The following is an 18,171-nucleotide window of genomic DNA, read 5'->3' as shown; positions in this document are numbered from 1 at the left end:
GCCCCTGAGGAGCTTCGGGTCCGTACGGGGGAAAGAATCCGCCCGGTCTTGGGGCAGCAAGGTCAGGGCGGTCCACCACTCTGCCCCGTTTTATCGTGCCGGGGCGAGGTCGGGTTTCGGGCACTTGTTTTGGCCAGCCGGCCGGGTGTGCGTCTCCGGATGGCAGACCACGGTCGGGTGCCCCATGGCGGGGCTTCAGGGCGGACCCGGGCGCCGGCAGGTGCCGTTTCCCACCGCTCAGAGCATTGCGCGCTGGCGTGGGTCCCGATCGGCACCGGCGCCGCCGACCGATCACCGGCGGGAACGACGACCCGGGTTTTCAACCGTGGGCAAGTTGCAATAAGGCCACATGCTTGCGCGCATCATTGATCTCTCCTTGAAGAACCGGTTTCTCGTGCTGGTGGCCACGCTGGCGCTCGTGCTGGGCGGCGTGTACGCCGTACGGAACATCCCGCTGGACGCCATTCCGGACCTTTCGGACGTCCAGGTCATCATTTACACCGAGTACCCCGGCCAGGCTCCCCGGATCGTGGAGGACCAGGTCACTTATCCCATCGCCAGCAAGATGCTCGGCGTGCCGCATGCCAAGGTCGTCCGGGGTTACTCGTTCTACGGTTTTTCGTTCGTCTATGTGATCTTTGAGGACGGGACCGATCTGTATTGGGCTCGGAGCCGCGTGCTCGAATATCTGAGTGCGCTGGGGCGACAGTTGCCCGCCGGTGTCACGCCCGTGCTGGGACCCGATGCCACCGGGGTCGGGTGGGCCTTCATGTATGTGTTGGAATCCGACCAGCGCGACCTGTGGGAACTGCGCAGCTGGCAGGATTGGCACCTCCGATACCAGCTCCTGGCCGTGGAGGGTGTGGCCGAGGTGGCGTCGGTGGGGGGCTACGTCAAACAATACCAGGTCACGGTCGATCCGGAAAAACTCCGGGCCTACAACCTGTCGCTGGCCGATGTGACTCGGGCCATTCGTGGGAGCAGCGGCGAGGTGGGGGGCCGCGCCATTGAACTGGCGGAGCGGGAGTACATTGTGCGAATCAAGGGGTACGTGCAGGACCTGGAGGCGCTGCGGAAGGTTGCCGTGGGCGTCGGCCCGGGCGGCGTACCAATCCTGCTGGGGCAGGTGGCGGATGTGCAGTTTGGCCCGGCGATGCGGCGTGGGGTGGCGGATCTGGACGGGCGGGGCGAGGCCGTGGGGGGGATCGTCGTGGTTCGCTACGGTGCTGATGCGCATCGTGTGATCCGGGAGGTCAGGAAACGGCTGGACGAGGCCATGAAATCCCTGCCCCCGGACATCCATTACAAGATTGCCTACGACCGGAGTGCGCTGATTGACCGCGCGGTGCGGACGTTGGAGGAGAAACTGCTGGAGGAGAGCCTGGTGGTGGCCCTGGTGTGTCTCGCCTTCCTGTTGCACTTGCGGAGTGCCCTGGTGGCCATTGTGATCCTGCCCGTGGCCATCCTCACATCGTTTCTCATCATGTTTGGGCAGGGGATCAGTTCGAACATCATGTCGCTGGGCGGCATTGCCATAGCCATTGGCGCGATGGTGGATGCCGTCATCATCATGATCGAGAATGCCCACAAGCACCTGGAGCATGACCAGGGCCGGCGACCCCACTGGCAGATCATCCGCGACGCAGCGGTGGAGGTCGGTCCCACGCTTTTTTACTCCCTGCTGGTGATTACGGTGAGTTTCCTGCCCGTGTTTGCGCTTCAGGAGCAGGAGGGACGTCTGTTCAAGCCGCTGGCGTACACGAAGACCTATGCCATGGCCGCGGCTGCGGTTCTGTCGGTCACCCTGGCGCCGGTGCTGATGGGGTATTTCATCCGGGGCCGGATCCCGCCGGAGGAGAAGAACCCCATCAACCGGCTCCTGATTGGGTTGTATCATCCGATGGTGGACGTGGTTTTGCGGTGGCGGTGGGCGGTCATCACGGGGGCCGCCGTGCTGGTACTCTGGACGTTCCTTCCCAGCAACTGGTTGGCCGCACGGTTCCTTCCCGAAGGTCGGCTCAGGGAGTGGGTTTTCTCACTGGGCAGACTGTTTCCGTACCAGAACCTCGGTTCGGAATTCATGCCGCCGCTTTACGAAGGGGACCTGCTCTACATGCCCACCACGTTTCCCGGCATCTCAGTGACCACCGCAAAGGAACTTCTCCAGCAAACCGACAAGATCATCCGGAGCTTTCCCGAGGTGGAACGCGTGTTCGGCAAGATCGGGCGGGCCGACACCGCCACCGACCCGGCCCCGCTCGACATGATCGAAACCACGATCATGCTCAAGCCCCGCGAGCAATGGCCCGAGGTTGAGATCACCGATGCCGAGGGCCATGTGATCGCCCGCCGGCGCCGCACGCCGGACGAGCTGGTCGATGCGCTCAATCGCGCCGTTCAGTTCCCCGGCCTGGCCAATGCCTGGACCATGCCGATCAAAACCCGCATCGACATGCTGTCGACCGGCATCAAAACCCCCGTGGGCATCAAGGTGGCAGGTCCCGACCTGCGCGAGCTCCAGCGGATAGCCGCCGAGATCGAGGCCGTGATCCGGCAGGTACCCCACACCACCAGCGCCTATGCGGAGCGCGTCTTCGGGGCGACTTATATCGAGGTGGACATCGACCGGGAGGAGATTGCACGGTACGGACTCAGCCTGGCCGAGGTGCAGGAAACGTTGGCGGTGGCGCTGGGCGGCATGGAGCTGATCAGCACCGTGGAGGGGCGTGAGCGCTACACCGTCAACCTGAGGTACCACCGGGATTATCGCTCCGACCTGGAGGCGCTGCAGCGGGAGGTTATCATCCCGACACCCACCGGCGCACAGGTACCCCTGGGACAACTGGCCACGCTCCGCATTGTGGACGGGCCGATGTCCATCAAGAGCGAGGGTGCCGTGCCCCAGGCATGGGTTTACGTGGACATCCACGGCGTGGACGTGGGCACCTACCTGAAGATGGCCATGCAGGCCGTCCATGAGGCCGTGGCCAGCGGTCGGATCCATCTGCCGACCGGTTACAGCATCTTTTGGAGCGGCCAGTACGAGTCCATGCAGCGGGCCCAGCAGCGTCTGAGGATCGTCCTGCCACTGACACTCCTGGTCATCCTCACGATCCTGTACGTCAATACCGGTTCACTCATCAAAACCGCAATTGTCATGCTGGCGGTACCCTTCTCGCTGGTGGGTGCCTTCTGGGCCCTCCACCTGTTCGAATACAACCTCAGCGTGGCGGTGTGGGTGGGGATCATTGCACTGGCGGGGCTGGATGCCGAGACGGGCGTGGTCATGCTCCTGTATCTCGACCTGGCTTACGAACAGTGGAAGAAGGAAGGGCGGCTGACCAATCTTACGGCACTGCGGGATGCGATTTACCACGGGGCCGTGAAGCGGCTCCGTCCCAAGGTGATGACCGCCACCGTCATCATCGCCGGCCTGATGCCGATCCTGTGGAGCCAGGGTGCCGGCGCCGATGTCATGAAGCGCATCGCCCTGCCCATGATCGGCGGCGTCATGACCTCCACCTTGATGGAGTTGCTGGTCTACCCCGCCATCTACTACGTCTGGCGAGGCCGGGAACTGCGAAGGCCGGGTCATGAGGTGGCGATATAGAATCCGCTGCGACCGCCGGGCCGGCCCGCGGACCCGGGGTCCGGTCCGGTTCGGCGCCGGATCGGTCAGGTCGCGGGCAGGGCTTTCCGCGTTTGTGCTGTTGAGTCCCGGTGTGTGCGCGGTTCGACCCTGATCTGTGGCCCGAGCCGAGACCGGGCCCACGCAATCGGCTGCTGCACCCGCGGCCGTGGTGTGTTGGATTGGAAGGCCGTCCGCCGCTCGGGATTTGGGTAGGCGGATCCTCTACCCGGAAACGAAACCGCCCTCTGTCACGCCGGGAGAGGCACCCGGGCGGCGCGATGGAAGGTTCCCGGGCCGGTGTGACCGCGGAGTCGGCGGACAGGGGGCTCACCGGGGGGCGGGCGCGGTAGGAGGGGCCGGTGAGCAGGCCGATAGAATGCGATCGGCACCGGGGGACGGAGTCCTCCGCGACGTTATAAGCGTGTGGGGTGGTGGGTTGCATGCGGGGCCTTGACAAGTTGTAACCATCCGCCGTATAAGCAATGCCGAACAAATCAACGAATTAACACCCCAACTTCAAGGTCCTCATATGAACGCATCCTGTTCCGGCCCTGTCCCTGTCGCCACGGCTTCCTGGTATCGGCTGCTGTTCAGTTTCCGGTGGCTCTGGAGGTTGCTGATTGTGGTGGGGATGGCGCGGGGTGGCCCGGTTTGGGGCCAGACGGTGACCGAGGATGGGTTCAACGGGTACAGCAGTGCGTCGGACATGGTGGCTGCCGGCTGGCGGCTTTCGGCGTTGAATCCGGCCCTCGTGACCACGACGTTTCCGGCGGCGGGGGAGGGACGGGCCCTTCGGTTGCGGGCCAACCCGGTGCCCGGGACGGCGCCTGCGGTGGGCATGTGGTATCGCACCAACGAGTACACCGATTTTTATGTGGCGCTGGACCTGGTGGACTGGCCGGGGACGGACAAAAACCAGGCGGTGGTATTGTTCGGACATCTCACCGATGCCACAACGGGTACGGTTCATCCGAACATCAATCCGGCCACGGCCCAGGGAGTGATCTGCAACTATGACACCTCGCAGTATGGTGAGGGGCCGACGGACCGGCGGCAGGGCCAGTTTCAAATCAACGTGGTGAATGCGGGGTTTAACACCCGGACCCTGGCCGTGGCCGAGGTGACCCTCGAGCCGGGCCGGTCGTACCGGATGACGTTTCGGTCGAAGTCGAATCGTTACACGGCCGAGCTTTACGATTACCACGATCTGACGCGGCCCTTGGTGGTGTTGGAGGCGGAGGATTTCTCGTTTTATTCGGGTGCGTGCGGGTTCCTTGGGTTCAGCCGGCAGGGCACGGAGGGCACGGTGGACCTGACCGTGGACAATTACTATTGCGGCCCGGACCATCCGCATGCGAACGAGGTGCCGGTGATGGTGCACCCGGTTGCAGGGACACCGCAGGTGGTGGCCCGGAATCCCACCAACCGGTTCACCCATTTCCATCCGGCGGTCGAGGGCATTCGGTTCACGGTTTCGACCTTTTCGGACACCGCGATTGATGTATCCGCGACGCGGCTGTACTTGAACGGGCAGGATGTGAGCGGCGCCTTGCAACCCTTGCCGGCGAACGCCTCCACGGTGACCCTTGCCACGGCACCGGGAACCCTCGCCCCCAACCGCGTGTACGCGGCGCGGATCGAGGTACAGGATGTTTCGGGGACCCGGCGGTCCACGAACACCTTCTGGTTCGACACCTTCCAGGAATCGTTGTTGGAAGCGCCGCCGTTCAAGACCATCGAATGCGAGGATTACAACTACGAGAGTGGCCGGTTCCAAACCGACCCCGTGCCGCCCAGCGGTTACACTCCGGACGGCACTCTGGTGAACGGATCTGGTGTCGGATACTACGACCTGGTCGGGACTCCGAATGTGGATTACTTCGACACCCGGACCTCGCCCGAGGGCGGTTGGAATGACTATCGCACCTGGGATGCTGTGGGCACGTCGTCCGGAAACCAGGACCTCAGCGACCTGACTCATTTCCTGCGCGACCCGCTGCCCGCCGGGCTGATCCGGAGCAAATACACCCGCCTTGGGCTTCAGGAGTATGTGGTGGCCCGGACCGAGCCCGGCGAGTGGTTGAATTACACCCGGATGTTTGTGCCCACGAATTACCACGTGTATCTCCGGGTGGGCAGTTTCGGGGCCACCGAGGCGGAGTTGGGACGGGTCACGAGTGATCCGACCCGGCCCGATCAGACGGTCGTTTCGCTCGGCCGGTTTTACATTTCCAACCACCTGATGCGGATTCATCAAACCTACGTGCCACTCATGCGGGACGGGCAGCCAGCCGTGGTCGCGCTTGCCGGGCAGGAGACCCTGCGCCTGACGATGGGCGGAGTGCCGGGTCAGGACGCGCGCAAGGTTTACCTGAATTACCTGTTGTTTGTACCGGTGGCGGCCCTGCCGGAACCGGTGCGGTTGGAAGTGTCCCGGGAGGGGTCGGACGTTGTACTGACGTGGCCGGAAGGGCCGTGGCGCCTGGAAGGCACGCCGGCCCTGGGGACGGCGCCCTGGACGGAAATCGTCGAGGGGATTGTGCAGGAGGGCAATCTTCGGCGCCACAGGGTCTCGCCAACCGGTGCGCGTTTTTATCGTTTGGTGGCTCCGTAGATACCCGGGCGTGATTGAGATCCGACCTGCCGGCAGGACCATCACGCAGCCGGGGGCCGTCACGGCGGGGTACCCGACTCCAGCGTTGCTGGCTCGGGTGAGACAGGACGTCCCGCCGGACCGGTGCCTGAGCTTTGCACACGTCCTGACCGACCTCGGACGGTCGGTTCCCGAACGGGCGGGTCCTGCTGCCGGTTGCCGCGGTGCGGGTGCTGTGGGGGTTGGATCCGAGGCGGGTGGTTTGCTCTGGACGCGACCCGTGGTTGGTGGGTAGAAGGACCGCATGAAGCGCATGCTGTGTCCGGGCCGCATCGGTCATGGGTTCGTATGGGCGGTGTGCATGGGGTTGGTGGCTGGGGCCGTGGCGCAACCCCGTTACGAGCCGCGGTGGGAGTCGCTGGACCGGCGTCCGACGCCGGAATGGTTCCGGGACGCCAAGTTTGGGATCTTCATTCATTGGGGACTTTATTCGGTGCCGGGCTGGGGCGTGAAAGGTCAGTATGCAGAGTGGTACTGGCACCGGATGGCCAAGAAGGGGGACAACAATCCCTGGTGGGAGTACCACAAGCGCGTGTGGGGTGAAGATTTTGACTATGCGCAGTTTGCGCCGCTGTTCCGATGCGAACATTTCGATCCGGACGAGTGGGCGTCGTTTTTTGAACGGTCGGGGGCGCGTTACGTGGTGCCGACGTCGAAGCATCACGACGGGTTCTGTTTGTGGCCCAGTGCCGAGGCCAGCCGTACGTGGGGACGGCCATGGAACGCCGTGGACACCGGCCCGCGTCGGGACCTGCTCGGTGCCCTGGCGGATGCGGTGCGAAAGCGGGGGCTCAAGTTCGGCTTCTACTACTCGCTGTACGAATGGTTCAATCCCTTGTGGCGGAGTGACCGGGCGCGGTATGTGAATGAGCACATGCTGCCGCAGTTGAAGGACGCGGTGCTGCGCTACCGGCCGTCGCTCATATTCAGCGACGGCGAATGGGAAATGACCTCCGGGGAATGGCGCTCGGAGGAGTTCCTGGCGTGGTTGTTCAACGATTCCCCGGTGGGTGGGGAAGTGGCGGTGAATGATCGCTGGGGCAAGGAGACGCGGCACAAGCACGGCGGGTATTACACCACGGAATACGCAGCCGGTCTGCCGGGCGCGGACCATCCGTGGGAAGAGAATCGCGGCATGGCCTATTCGTATGGCTGGAACCGGATGGAGACGGCGGATGACTATCGGTCGGCGCGGGAGTTGATTCTGCTGTTGTGTGACACCGTGAGCCGGGGCGGGAACCTCCTGTTGAACGTGGGGCCGACCGGGGACGGCCGGATTCCCGTGATCATGCAGCAGCGGTTATTGGAGCTGGGCGAATGGCTGCGGGTCAACGGCGAGGCGATTTACGGCACACGCTTCGCCGGGCGGGCGGCCCAGTGGACCGAGGGTCGCATCCCCGAACAGAAGTACGGTGACTACAACTTGGAGTACAAACTGCTGGAGCAGGTGGGACAGCAGCCACGTCCGGATGGGCAGGCAGTCAAACAGGTTTTCTTCACGCGAAAAGGGGACACGCTTTACGCCATTACGGCCGGTTGGCCGGGTCGACGCCTGGTGTTGCGCGATGTGGAGGCCCCGTCCGATGCGGAGGTGACGATGCTGGGTGTGCCGGGCCGGCTCAAGGCGAACCGGGAGGGGCGGAACCTTGTGATCGAGACACCGCAGTTGGGCCCCGAGGAGGCGCCCTGTCGGTACGCGTACGCGTTCAAGATTCGGGGCGGACGACTGCTTCCGGCGCCGGCCGCAGCCCGGTGAGCCTCGGGTGTTGCGGATGCCCGGCGGCGGGACACCGGCCTGCGCCCGGCCGGCAACGTGAGTGCAGGTGGCGGAGTGGGCCGGGACCTGCGCGGGGCGTGCGGGCGGTTTGGCTGTGAGTGGCGACAGCTTTGGATCCGGTGAGCCGACTTCATGAACCGATGGTGAGTCGCTGGCACAAGGTGGCGTGGGAAGGGATTGCTGTGAAAGGTAGGTCCATGCGCCTGGGTTGGGTTTCTTTGATGCTGGTGTTGGCCTGTCTGTGTGCCCGGTCCGGGCGGCTGACCGGGGCGGAAGCGGCAGGGCGTCGCTTCGACGCCGTGGTGGCGGCGGACGGCAGCGGCGATTTCACGAGCATTGAAGCGGCCGTGTACGCAGCCCCGTACCGGCCACCGGGTCAGGTGTGGATCATCCGGGTCAAGCCGGGGACGTACAGGGAACGTGTCTATGTGCAGCGGGAACGTGGTTACATCCGGTTGGTGGGGGACGATCCGGCCACGACCATTCTGACGCATGAGATCCACGCCAACATGACGGGACCGGACGGGCGCCGGTTGGGGACGTTTCGCACCGCCACGCTGCAGGTGGATGGTGACGGATTCGAAATGGAAAATTTCACGGTTGCCAACACGGCCGGGCCGGTGGGGCAGGCCCTGGCACTCCGGGTGGATGGTGATCGGGTCCGGTTCCGGCACTGCCGGTTCCTGGGTTGGCAGGACACGATCCTGTTGAACCGCGGCCGGCATTACTTCGAGGGCTGTTACGTGGAGGGGCATGTGGACTTCATTTTTGGCGGAGCGACGGCCTGGTTTGAGAACTGCCACATTCATTGCCTGCGGGACGGTTATATCACGGCCGCTTCCACGCCACCGGATCAACCGTATGGTTTCGTGTTTCGGCGGTGTCGGATCACCGGCGAACCCGGGGTGAAGACCTACCTGGGCCGGCCCTGGCGACCTTACGCCATGACGGTGTTTTTGGAGAGTTACATGTCCGAAGTGGTGCGGCCCGAAGGGTGGCATAACTGGGACGATCCGGGTCGGGAAAAGACGGTGCGATACGCCGAGTTTGGAAACCACGGTCCCGGCGCGGAGAAGGCTGCCCGGGTTTCGTGGGCCCGGCAGTTGACGGCGGAGGAAGCGGCCGCATTAACGCCGGCGGCGGTCCTGCGAGGTGCCGATGGTTGGGATCCTGTGGCCGGTTGGCTGCGGACGGATGACAAGCGGTGACGCTGCTCCGGCCGTTGGGTCCCCCATGGTGGATGGGCGGGCGGTGACAGGGTGTCTGCCGCGTGTTTTGGGGAGGTTTGACCGCGTCCGTGACGGGCCAATGGCTCGGGATTGAATCAGCGCCAGTGGGTGTGTGAGCGGCTTGGGCGCACCTCGAACCGCCGGGCGCCGCTGCGGGGGTTGATGGGGATGCAACGTGCCGGAGCGCACCGGGATGCGTTTCCAACCAGTTGGGGCGCGCGGCGGGGCTTTGGCCTGATGCTTCGGCGTTTGCGGCAGCGCGCTGGCATTGGGAGCATCCGAGGGCCCTGTCGATTCCCGGGCCGGGTCTAGCGGTAATTTTTTCGTGACCGCACAGGGCGATCCGGGTTATGGATGGTCGAGAAAAGCCGGATTCAGGGGTTCGAGCCGGGTGGGTGCCGGCGGTGGCGCCGCTTCGAGGCCCCATGAACATGGATCACGTCATCGCGTTGCGAGCCTTCCACCGGAAGGTGGTGGGGATTCTTCTGTTGCGCCGGGTCGTATTGGGGCTGGCTTTGTGGATGTTTGTGTGGGGTGCGGCGGTTTTGGTGTTGCGCGTGGCCGGGGTGAACCGTGGGTTGTGGCTTTGGGTGGGGCCGATGGGGTGTGTGCCGGTGGCGGCGGCGGTGGCGGGGTGGGAACTGCGTCGTGCACCGTCGCGTGCCATAATTCGGGCCTTGTATGACGGACTGCTGCGTTGCGGCGGGATTTTGATGAGCGAGGAACGGGAGAACATGCGCGCCTGGTACGGCCAATTTCCCGAGGCACGGGTACCAACGGTACGATGGCGATGGGGTCGGCCGGTGGGGGCGTGTCTGGCGGGACTGGTTTTCATGGGTTTGGGCTACTGCATTCCGGATCGCATGGTCGGGGTGCTTCAGGAACCGCGTTTGGAGTTTGGACAATGGTTGACCGATCTGCAGGAGGAGACGCGGGCCCTGGCGGAGGAACAGGTTTTGGCTCCCGAAGAGGCGCAACAATGGCAGGAGGAACTGGAACGGCTGGCGCGGGAGGCTTCCGGTCGTGAACCGGGGCGGGCGTGGGAGGCGCTGGACCATCTGCGGCAAAGGCACCAGGACCGGGCTCGTGCGGCGGCCGAGGAGGCTTTGCGGTTGTTGAGGGAGCTGCGGCAGATGGAGGGACTGGCGCGTGCGATGCAGGGGGCGATGGAGCTGGGGTTGGACGCCGAAGGGCTGGCTCCGGCGGCGCGGGAACTCTCGGACTTGCTGCAGGGTTTGGGTCAACCGACCCGCAGCGGGGGATGGGAGCTGTCGGGCGCGGCGGTTTCGGGATTGAACCTGACGAATGCGCCCGATTTGTCAAAGCTGCTGGCGATGGTGGGGGATGCGAAGCGGACCTTGAGCAATCGGGTGGCGCGGTTGTCGGAGTTGCGGTTGGTGGAGGGGCGTTATTTGTCGGAGTGTCAATCCCTTTGCCAATCCACGAACGTATCAGGGCTGGTGGCGTATTTGTGTCAGGGCGGGAGCACGAACGAACGGTCGGATCGCGTGGGGATTCCGGGTCGCGGTGGTGTGGACCGGGGGCGGGGTGACGCGCCGATGACATGGAAAGAGGCGACGGAAGAGGCGGGGGCACGGTTTGAGGAGCGGGTGTTGCCGGTGGGACCGGGGATCGGGGATTTACAGCGGCTGGGGGTGAGTTGGGGTGAGCCGGAAGTGGCGGGTGCGGACGTCCAGGTGGCGCATGGCGCGCTGGCGGGCGGGGCGGCGGGGGCAGGGGTGGCTCATGGTTCAGTGGTATGGCCGAGGCATCGGGAGGTGGTGCAGCGCTATTTCCGGCGGGAGGCTTCCGGAGCCGGTGGGCCGGGTCCGTAAGAGTGGCGGGGCGTCGCAAGGAGGAGGAGAGGAGGCGATGGACAAACCGATCATGCAGCCGGAGGAACTGGCGCCGGTGGTGGAGCTGGCCAACCGGGTGTTGGCGGAGCTGGATCGGATTCTACTGGGTCGAAGCCGCTTACATCGGCTCGTGTTGATCGGGATTCTCAGCCGGGGCCACATTCTGTTGGAGGGCGTGCCCGGTTTGGGGAAGACGGCTTTGGTGCGGACGTTGGGGCAGGTGTTGCGGTTGCAGTTTCGGCGGATTCAATTCACCCCGGACCTGATGCCGGCGGACGTCCTGGGGATGCACATTCTGCAACAGACGGATTCGGGTCGGCGCGAGCTGGTGTTTCAACCCGGGCCGGTGTTTACGAACATTCTGTTGGCGGACGAAATCAACCGCGCCTCGCCCAAGACGCAGTCGGCCCTGCTGGAGACGATGCAGGAGAATTCGGTGACCCTGTTGGGGACGACCCGGCCGGTGCCGCGACCGTTCTTCGTGCTGGCGACGCAGAACCCGATCGAGATGGAAGGTACGTATCCCCTGCCGGAGGCGCAGTTGGACCGGTTTTTGTTCCGGGTGTTTTTCGACCTGCTGGATACGGAGGTGCTGGAGCGGATTTTGTACGAGCGGCGTCGGGGCGAGTTGCCGGAGCCGAGCTGGCAGATGACGTCCGGGGACCTGGACCGGTTGTTTGAGGCGATGGACCGGATTTACCTGCCGCGTGCGGTGTCGCGGTACATTGCGCGGTTGGTGGCGGCCACGCATCCGCAGGGGCCGGAGGCGCCGGAACCGGTGCGGCGGTATGTGGCGCACGGAGCCTCGCCGCGCGCGGCGATTGCGATCGCGGAGGCGGCGCGGGCGCATGCGTTGCTGGCGGGGCGCCCCAGTGCCGGGTTCGAGGATGTGAAGGCGGTGGCCGAACCGGCGCTGAATCACCGGATCATTTTGAATTACCAGGCGCGGTTTGATCGGGTGACGGCGTCGTCGGTGGTGCAGTCGGTGTTGGAGAAGCTGAAGGAGACGGAGCTGCAGTTGCCTCGCGATGTGGAGCTGGTGGAAAGGTAACCTGTTGGGGCGATGGGGCCGCGGTCGTTGCGGCTGGCTGGGGTGGATCGGGTGGCGGTCGGGCGTGCTGGTGTTGGCCCTGGCTCTGGGGCCAGGTCCGGTTCGAGCCCAGCAGCGTACTTTTGGGGATGTGACCGTCACTCTGGCGACGCCGTATTCGGAGTTAACCAGGCACGGGTATCTCGAGGTGCGGGCCTGGGTGGAGAATCACTCGGAACGACGGGCACGACAGGTCCGCTTGCGTCTGCCCCACTCGTCCTTTGGGTCAGAGGGGTCTTTGAAGCATGTGGAGCGCACGATTGTGGTGCCGCCGGGCGGGCGTATGGAGGTTCCCCTGTGGCTGCCTCCGTTGCCGATCTGGGGAGACGGCCGATTGGTGGTGGAGGTGGACGGGCGCGAGCAGGGTTTGATCGAGGCCCCCGACCTGGATCAGCACATGCGGCAATGGTACGTGGCCACCAGGACTCCAGGGAACCATTCGGTCATGTTGGTTGCTCTTGGAGTGAACCAGGACCGCGCCCGATCCGTTTTGGGGGGCAGCGCAGGGCCCCACGGGGCGGAGCAGGCCACGGGACCCTCAGATGCCGGGGATCTTGCGCGGGGCGGCGTGTGGAAGCCGGACCCGAAAAGTCGCGGACCGCACTGGTTGGAGTTGGAGTTCCGACCGATGCGTGCGGACCACCTGCGCCTTTACGACATGAGCCATTATTCCGGCACGATGACCGGGCCGTTCGTGACGGTGGTGGGTGTCTCCGGGCGGACGCTGGTGCAAACGAACATGCCGCCCAAGCCGGCGAGCCCCGTGCGTCCCTCGTCGCCCGTGGTGCGGGAACTGTCCCTGGGCGCTCTGGACGAGCCGGTGAGGTTGGTACGGCTGGAATTCACGGGCCTATCGGCCTCGGATGTTTCGGTAGACGCAGTGGAACTGGCGGGCCCGGACGGCAGTGCATGGGCCCTGGACGCACGGGCCAGCAGCGAAAATGCCGGCTTCCTTGCGAGTTATGGTTCCGTGGGTCGGACCTGTGTTCGCCCTGCGTTTGGGGTGGGGTCCTGGAGCTCTCACTGGCTGAGCTATACGCCGTTCGATGCGGTGATTTTGGGCCCTTCGGACGTACGGGCATTGCCGCCGGAGGTGGCCGAGGCCTTGTGGCGGTATGTGGAGTGCGGGGGCAACCTGTTCGTCTTCGGCGAGTTACCAGTGCCGGAGCCATGGTCCCGCCTTCAACAGACCCATCCCTCCGGCGCAAAGGAATACCCAGTGGGGCTGGGTTGGTGCGTGGTGATGCCGGAGGATGCTTTGGAGAAAATGGATCACGACCTGCTGCGGGTGCGACTCCGGGAACTTGCGGACAGTAGTGAACGGTTCTGGCAGACCCTGCCGCGCGGCGACACCGCCAACCGGGCATTGGACCTGGGAATCCAAACCGGGTTGAGTCTCCGGTGGTTTGTGTTGCTGGGGTTGGGTTGTGTGGTGGTGCTGGGTCCCGTGCAGTGGTTGCTGGTTTGGCGGTCCGGGAGGCGTTCCACCCTGCTCTGGACGCTGCCGCTACTCTCGGCGTTGACCACGGCCGGGGTGTTGATGGTGCCGGTGTTGCAGGAGGGGATTCAGACGCGGGTCGGATTGGAGGGTTTTACCGTATTGGATCAGGTTCAACACCGGGCATCCACCGTGGCCGGGCTGGGGTACTACTCGGTGTTGCCGCCACGGGACGGGTTGTCTTTCGATGAGCAGACCGAGTTGACGCCCTTGATAGAGTTGGACCGATTTGTGAGCGCGGGTTCGGCCCGGCGCGTGGTGGATTGGACGCGGGGCCAGACGTTGGTCGGCGACTGGGTCCGGCCCCGGGTGCCTGCGATGTTTTTGGTCCGGAAATCCGAAACGCGCCGGGAACGCCTCGAGTGGGAACGGGCCGGAGAAGAACTGCAAGTGATCAATGGACTGGGAACGCGGCTGGTGCGCCTGCGGTTGGCCGATCCGGAGGGCAGGCTGTGGGAGGGATCGGACATTGAGGCGGGCGCGCGCGCGACTCTGAAACCGGCAGGTCGGTTGCCCAATATCGGGGTGAAGCCGGTGGTACCAGCGGACCTTTGGAGAGAGGCGGGCTTTGGCGGATTTGGTTCATGGGCGACGAACCGGCAGGAGCGCTTGTTGCGTCCCGGCACATATTTGGCGGAGCTGGAGGAGAATCCTTTCTTGGGAACGGGCCTTGCCCCGGGGGTCGGGACACGGCGTATGCCGGGCCCTTGCATCGTGTACGGAATCTTCGATCCGAGAGTGCAGCGGTAGCCGCCATGATGCATGGCCCCGTAAGCGGGGAAAAGGATGGAGCCGATGCGGCAACGGATGAGAAGGCCGGGATGAGCGGGTTATGCGAGTGGAAGTGAGGAACCTGCGAAAGGAATTCGGGCGGACGATCGCCCTGGCCGGAGTGTCATTTTCGTTCGAGTCCGGCCAGATAGTGGGTTTTGTGGGGCCGAACGGGGCGGGCAAGACCACCACGATGCGAATCATGGCAACGGTGGAGGAGCCCACGGACGGGGACGTACTGTTGGACGGAGTGTCGGTGTGCGAATATCCGGAGGTGGCGCGAAGGCGCGTGGGTTTCGTGCCGGACACTTTGCCCGGGTACCCGGACATCACCGTGCGGGAGTATCTGGATTTTTTTGCGCGGGCACATCGGATTGGGCGCCGGGAACGGGCGGATGTTCTGGCGGCAGTGGAGGAATTCACAGGGCTGACGGGCCTTCGGGACAAGACCCTCAAGGCGTTGTCCAAGGGGATGAAACAGCGGGTGAGCCTGGCACGGGCGCTGATTCATGACCCGGAGGTGCTGATCCTGGATGAGCCGGCGGCGGGTCTGGATCCGCGGGGACGGGTGGAGCTGCGGGAGTTGCTCCTGACTCTGGCCCAGCGGGGCAAGGCGATCTTCATCAGTTCGCACATTCTGGCGGAGCTGACGGAGATTTGCACGGCGGTGGTGATCATTGAGCGCGGGCGGGTGGTGACCCAGGGACCGATTCAGGAGGTGGTGCGGGAGAGCAGCCGGCACCGGACCTTTGCCATGCGCCTGCTGGAGACGCCGCCGCACGAGGAATACCAGCGCCTGGTGCGGATACTGGCCCAGATGCCGCGGGTGGAGCGGGTGCAGTTGCAGCCCCAAGAGGTGCTGTTCGACGTGTCCGGCGACGGCGCCGTGGCGTGCGAGATTCTGGCGCGGCTGGTGGCCGAGGGGTTTCATGTATTGGAGTTTCGTCAGACCCGTGCCGACCTCGAGGATGTGTTCCTGAAGGTGACGCAGGGGGAGGTTTCATGAAGGTCCTTGCGGAACTCAAGGGGTGGTGGAAGCCGGGACGATGGTGGCCCGGGTGCCGGGAGTGGTTACGGCGACGGGACTGGAATCCCGTCCTTGTGAAGGAACTGCGGCAGGCTTTGCGGAGCCGGATCCTCATGATCGGACTGTGTTTCCAGGGCTTGTTGATGGTCCTCTTCGGGTCCCTGAGAGCGGCCCCGGGACTTGCTGCGGCGGAGGAGACCGCCGGGATCTTTGTGATGGGCATCATGGCTTTTTGGATGAATCTGGTTACCATCGGAGCCGTGGCCCAGCAGCTACTGGGACGAACCGCACAAGACCGGGAGGAGGACGGGATGGAGCTGTTGTACGCCACGCGAATGACTCCGGCTGAAGTGGTCCGGGGCAAGCTTTACGCGGCTGCGTACGTGGGGTTTCTGTATGTTTGCGCCGGAACCCCTTTGCTGGCCCTGACGACGTTGTTGGGTGGTGTGGATCTTCGAATGGTTCTCGCAGCGGCCTGGTCTGCATGGAGCTCCGCGGTCTTCGTCGGGGTGTTCGCCCTCTTGTTGGCGTGTACGCCATGGAACCGGGTCGTCAAGTACGGCCTGTTTGTGTTGATCCTTTTGCCGGCTTTGGTTGGTCAGGTTGTCTGGTCGGTAAGCATGTTTATGGCACGCGCGTATGCCGGTTTCGGTCTGGCTACGCCGACGGGCCCGGGATTGACCGCCGAGAGGCTGTTGTCGGTGGCGTGGCCTGTTGCGGTGTGCGCTTTGGGCTATGCCGGGGCGGTGGCATTATTATCGCCGTCGTCAGCCAATCGTGCGCTTCCGTTGCGGGCGTGGGTCACGGTTTGCTGGCTGGTGGTGGGCGGATTGAGTATGGCCTGCGCGTGGGTTGATTTGAAAGCTGACAGGGTTCTGGTGTGGGGTATCGTGACCGTGGCGTTGATGGTGCCGGGGATCGGACTGCTGGTCATGCAACGCGATGGTTTGCGGCCCCGGGTGCGGCGCACGATTCCCCAATGGTGGCCAGGGCGGGTGGCGGCCTTTCTGTTTTACAACGGGCGGGCCGGGGGACTCGCGTGGGCTACCCTGTTGCTGGCGGGAACATTGGGGGTGATGTGGTGGGCGGTTTCCATGTGGCACGGTCCGGTGTCGTTGTGGGCAGACTCGGCCAGTGAGGAGGCGCACGCCGTACTGCGAACGACGGCAGTGGTGTTGTACCTGCTGGCCTACACGGGTACGGGTCTGTACCTGCAACGGCGCTTCTGGCCGCGGGCATCAGGGTGGAAGGCGACGTTGCCAGTGATCCTGGTAGCGGGTTGGGCCATGGTAGTGCCTTACGTATGGATGGCACTGTCCGGCCCCATCGATATGGCACTATTCGCGTCTTACCACGGTGGCAGCATCACCAATGCCCTGCTGGTGGTCGAGTGGAAAGACCTGAGGTCCCATTTGTGGGTATCGGGCCTGTGGTTTGCCGCCGGGGTGGTGTTGAACCTTCCCTGGCTTGTGCAGCAGGCACGGGCATTCCGAAGGGCCGAGCCGGGGGAAGCAGCCGGGTTGAACGCCGTGCCGCCGGTGTTGTCCGGTGCGGGTTGACGAGGAAGGGCTCCCACCGGGATGCGTCGCCTGCGGGCTGCCCGGTGATCGGGCTGCAGGGTGAAGGACTCGCAAACCGGCCCGACGCGGGGCCCCGGGCAAACAGTCGATGAAGCCGGAGATTCGCCAGGCATTGAGGGATGGGGAGCGCAAGGGGTCGGCTTACCGGCTGGAGTGGCCGCCCCTGGGCCCGTCCGGGGCCATGGGGGCCCGGCTGGGACGGCGCGTGGGCACCTCGATTGATTTTCAGGATTACCGGGAGTACCAGCCCGGGGACGATCTGCGTTTCGTGGACTGGAACGTGTATGCGCGGACGGACCGGATGGCGATCAAGCTGTTCCGGGAAGAGGTCACGCCGCATTTGGACCTGCTGATTGACGGGTCCCGGTCCATGGACCTGGAAGGGACGGTGAAGGGCGCCGCAGTGGCGTATCTGGCCGGCGCCCTGGCCGTGGCGGCCGGCCGCAGCCTGTGCACGCGGGCGGTGTGGCTTTCGGGGGAAGGCTTTCAACGATTGCGCAACGACGTGTGGTCTCCGTCCATCTGGGACGGTCTGGAGTTCGAAAGCGTACGGACACCCGAGGAGGCGTTGGAAGGGTTGCCGCCCCGGCTGCAGCGGCTGGGGATGCGGGTGTTTTTGAGTGATCTGTTGTGGCCGGGCGAACCGGCGCATGTGGTCCGACGCCTTGTGACCGGCGGGGCCGGCTTGGTGGTGGTTCAAATCCTGACGCGGGAGGAGCTGGATCCGCCCGCCCGGGGAGGGGTCCGATTGACGGACAGTGAAACGGGGGAGGCACTGGATCTGCATGTGGATCACGAGGTGGTAAGGCAGTATCGCTCGGCCCTGGCGCGGTGGCAGGAGACCTGGGCGGGGACATGCCGTGCGTGTGGCGCGTGGCTGACGACGGTGGTGGCGGAGGAGGTTTTGGAAGGCCGGCTCGGGTTGGACCGGTTGGGTCTCCTGGTACCCGGTTAACACCGGCGCCCGGCCGGAGGAGCGGGACGGAAAGCGCATGATCGAAAGCGACACAGGGTTGAAGCCGGCTGCCCGGGACGGGATCGGTCGGGTATGGACCCGGG

Annotated in this window: 10 protein-coding genes; all 10 read left to right on the top strand. The window is 64.7% G+C overall.

The features are described from left to right. Positions 1-349: 349 nt before the first annotated feature. The 10 genes from G4L39_RS07735 to G4L39_RS07690 all read left to right on the top strand — a co-directional run bounded on the left by G4L39_RS07735 (position 350) and on the right by G4L39_RS07690 (position 18,067). Positions 350-3,610, top strand: coding sequence for an efflux RND transporter permease subunit (locus tag G4L39_RS07735; protein ID WP_165107222.1), 3,261 nt, complete (start codon positions 350-352; stop codon positions 3,608-3,610). Positions 3,611-4,160: 550 nt separating this feature from the next. Next, a complete protein-coding gene (locus tag G4L39_RS07730) occupies positions 4,161-6,245 on the top strand; it encodes a hypothetical protein (RefSeq protein WP_165107220.1) in 2,085 nt (694 codons plus the stop codon). A 283-nt stretch (positions 6,246-6,528) separates the two neighbouring features. Next, positions 6,529-8,040 (top strand): alpha-L-fucosidase, encoded by a 1,512-nt coding sequence (locus G4L39_RS07725; RefSeq protein WP_205880863.1) that lies wholly within the window; start codon positions 6,529-6,531, stop codon positions 8,038-8,040. 218 nt (positions 8,041-8,258) lie between these two features. After that, entirely contained in the window at positions 8,259-9,269 is a 1,011-nt protein-coding gene (locus tag G4L39_RS07720) for a pectinesterase family protein (RefSeq protein ID WP_165107219.1), read from the top strand. Positions 9,270-9,715: 446 nt separating this feature from the next. After that, a complete protein-coding gene (locus tag G4L39_RS07715) occupies positions 9,716-11,125 on the top strand; it encodes a hypothetical protein (protein WP_165107217.1) in 1,410 nt (469 codons plus the stop codon). 37 nt (positions 11,126-11,162) lie between these two features. Continuing rightward, entirely contained in the window at positions 11,163-12,197 is a 1,035-nt protein-coding gene (locus G4L39_RS07710) for an AAA family ATPase (RefSeq protein ID WP_205880862.1), read from the top strand. Beyond that, on the top strand, positions 12,175-14,484 hold the full coding sequence (locus tag G4L39_RS07705) for a hypothetical protein (RefSeq protein ID WP_165107215.1): 2,310 nt from the start codon (positions 12,175-12,177) through the stop codon (positions 14,482-14,484). Before G4L39_RS07710 ends, G4L39_RS07705 begins: the two co-directional genes overlap by 23 nt. 82 nt (positions 14,485-14,566) lie before the next feature. After that, entirely contained in the window at positions 14,567-15,511 is a 945-nt protein-coding gene (locus G4L39_RS07700) for an ABC transporter ATP-binding protein (RefSeq protein WP_165107213.1), read from the top strand. Continuing rightward, positions 15,508-17,091: a hypothetical protein gene (locus G4L39_RS07695; RefSeq protein ID WP_165107211.1), complete on the top strand. Its 1,584-nt coding sequence runs from the start codon at positions 15,508-15,510 to the stop codon at positions 17,089-17,091. The genes G4L39_RS07700 and G4L39_RS07695 overlap by 4 nt, the downstream gene beginning before the upstream one ends. Positions 17,092-17,200: 109 nt before the next feature. Further along, positions 17,201-18,067 (top strand): DUF58 domain-containing protein, encoded by an 867-nt coding sequence (locus G4L39_RS07690; protein ID WP_165107209.1) that lies wholly within the window; start codon positions 17,201-17,203, stop codon positions 18,065-18,067. The last annotated feature ends 104 nt before the right edge of the window (positions 18,068-18,171 follow it).

The sequence above is a fragment of the Limisphaera ngatamarikiensis genome (assembly GCF_011044775.1).
In the GTDB taxonomy this organism is placed as follows: domain Bacteria; phylum Verrucomicrobiota; class Verrucomicrobiia; order Limisphaerales; family Limisphaeraceae; genus Limisphaera; species Limisphaera ngatamarikiensis.
This window is presented reverse-complemented; position numbering and strand designations above follow the sequence as displayed.

Bases quoted from the DNA above. Each gene is read 5' to 3' on its own strand.
- G4L39_RS07735 (WP_165107222.1), top strand. From the start codon at position 350: ATGCTTGCGCGCATCATTGATCTCTCCTTGAAGAACCGGTTTCTCGTG.
- G4L39_RS07730 (WP_165107220.1), top strand. From the start codon at position 4,161: ATGAACGCATCCTGTTCCGGCCCTGTCCCTGTCGCCACGGCTTCCTGG.
- G4L39_RS07725 (WP_205880863.1), top strand. From the start codon at position 6,529: ATGAAGCGCATGCTGTGTCCGGGCCGCATCGGTCATGGGTTCGTATGG.
- G4L39_RS07720 (WP_165107219.1), top strand. From the start codon at position 8,259: ATGCGCCTGGGTTGGGTTTCTTTGATGCTGGTGTTGGCCTGTCTGTGT.
- G4L39_RS07715 (WP_165107217.1), top strand. From the start codon at position 9,716: ATGAACATGGATCACGTCATCGCGTTGCGAGCCTTCCACCGGAAGGTG.
- G4L39_RS07710 (WP_205880862.1), top strand. From the start codon at position 11,163: ATGGACAAACCGATCATGCAGCCGGAGGAACTGGCGCCGGTGGTGGAG.
- G4L39_RS07705 (WP_165107215.1), top strand. From the start codon at position 12,175: ATGTGGAGCTGGTGGAAAGGTAACCTGTTGGGGCGATGGGGCCGCGGT.
- G4L39_RS07700 (WP_165107213.1), top strand. From the start codon at position 14,567: ATGCGAGTGGAAGTGAGGAACCTGCGAAAGGAATTCGGGCGGACGATC.
- G4L39_RS07695 (WP_165107211.1), top strand. From the start codon at position 15,508: ATGAAGGTCCTTGCGGAACTCAAGGGGTGGTGGAAGCCGGGACGATGG.
- G4L39_RS07690 (WP_165107209.1), top strand. From the start codon at position 17,201: ATGAAGCCGGAGATTCGCCAGGCATTGAGGGATGGGGAGCGCAAGGGG.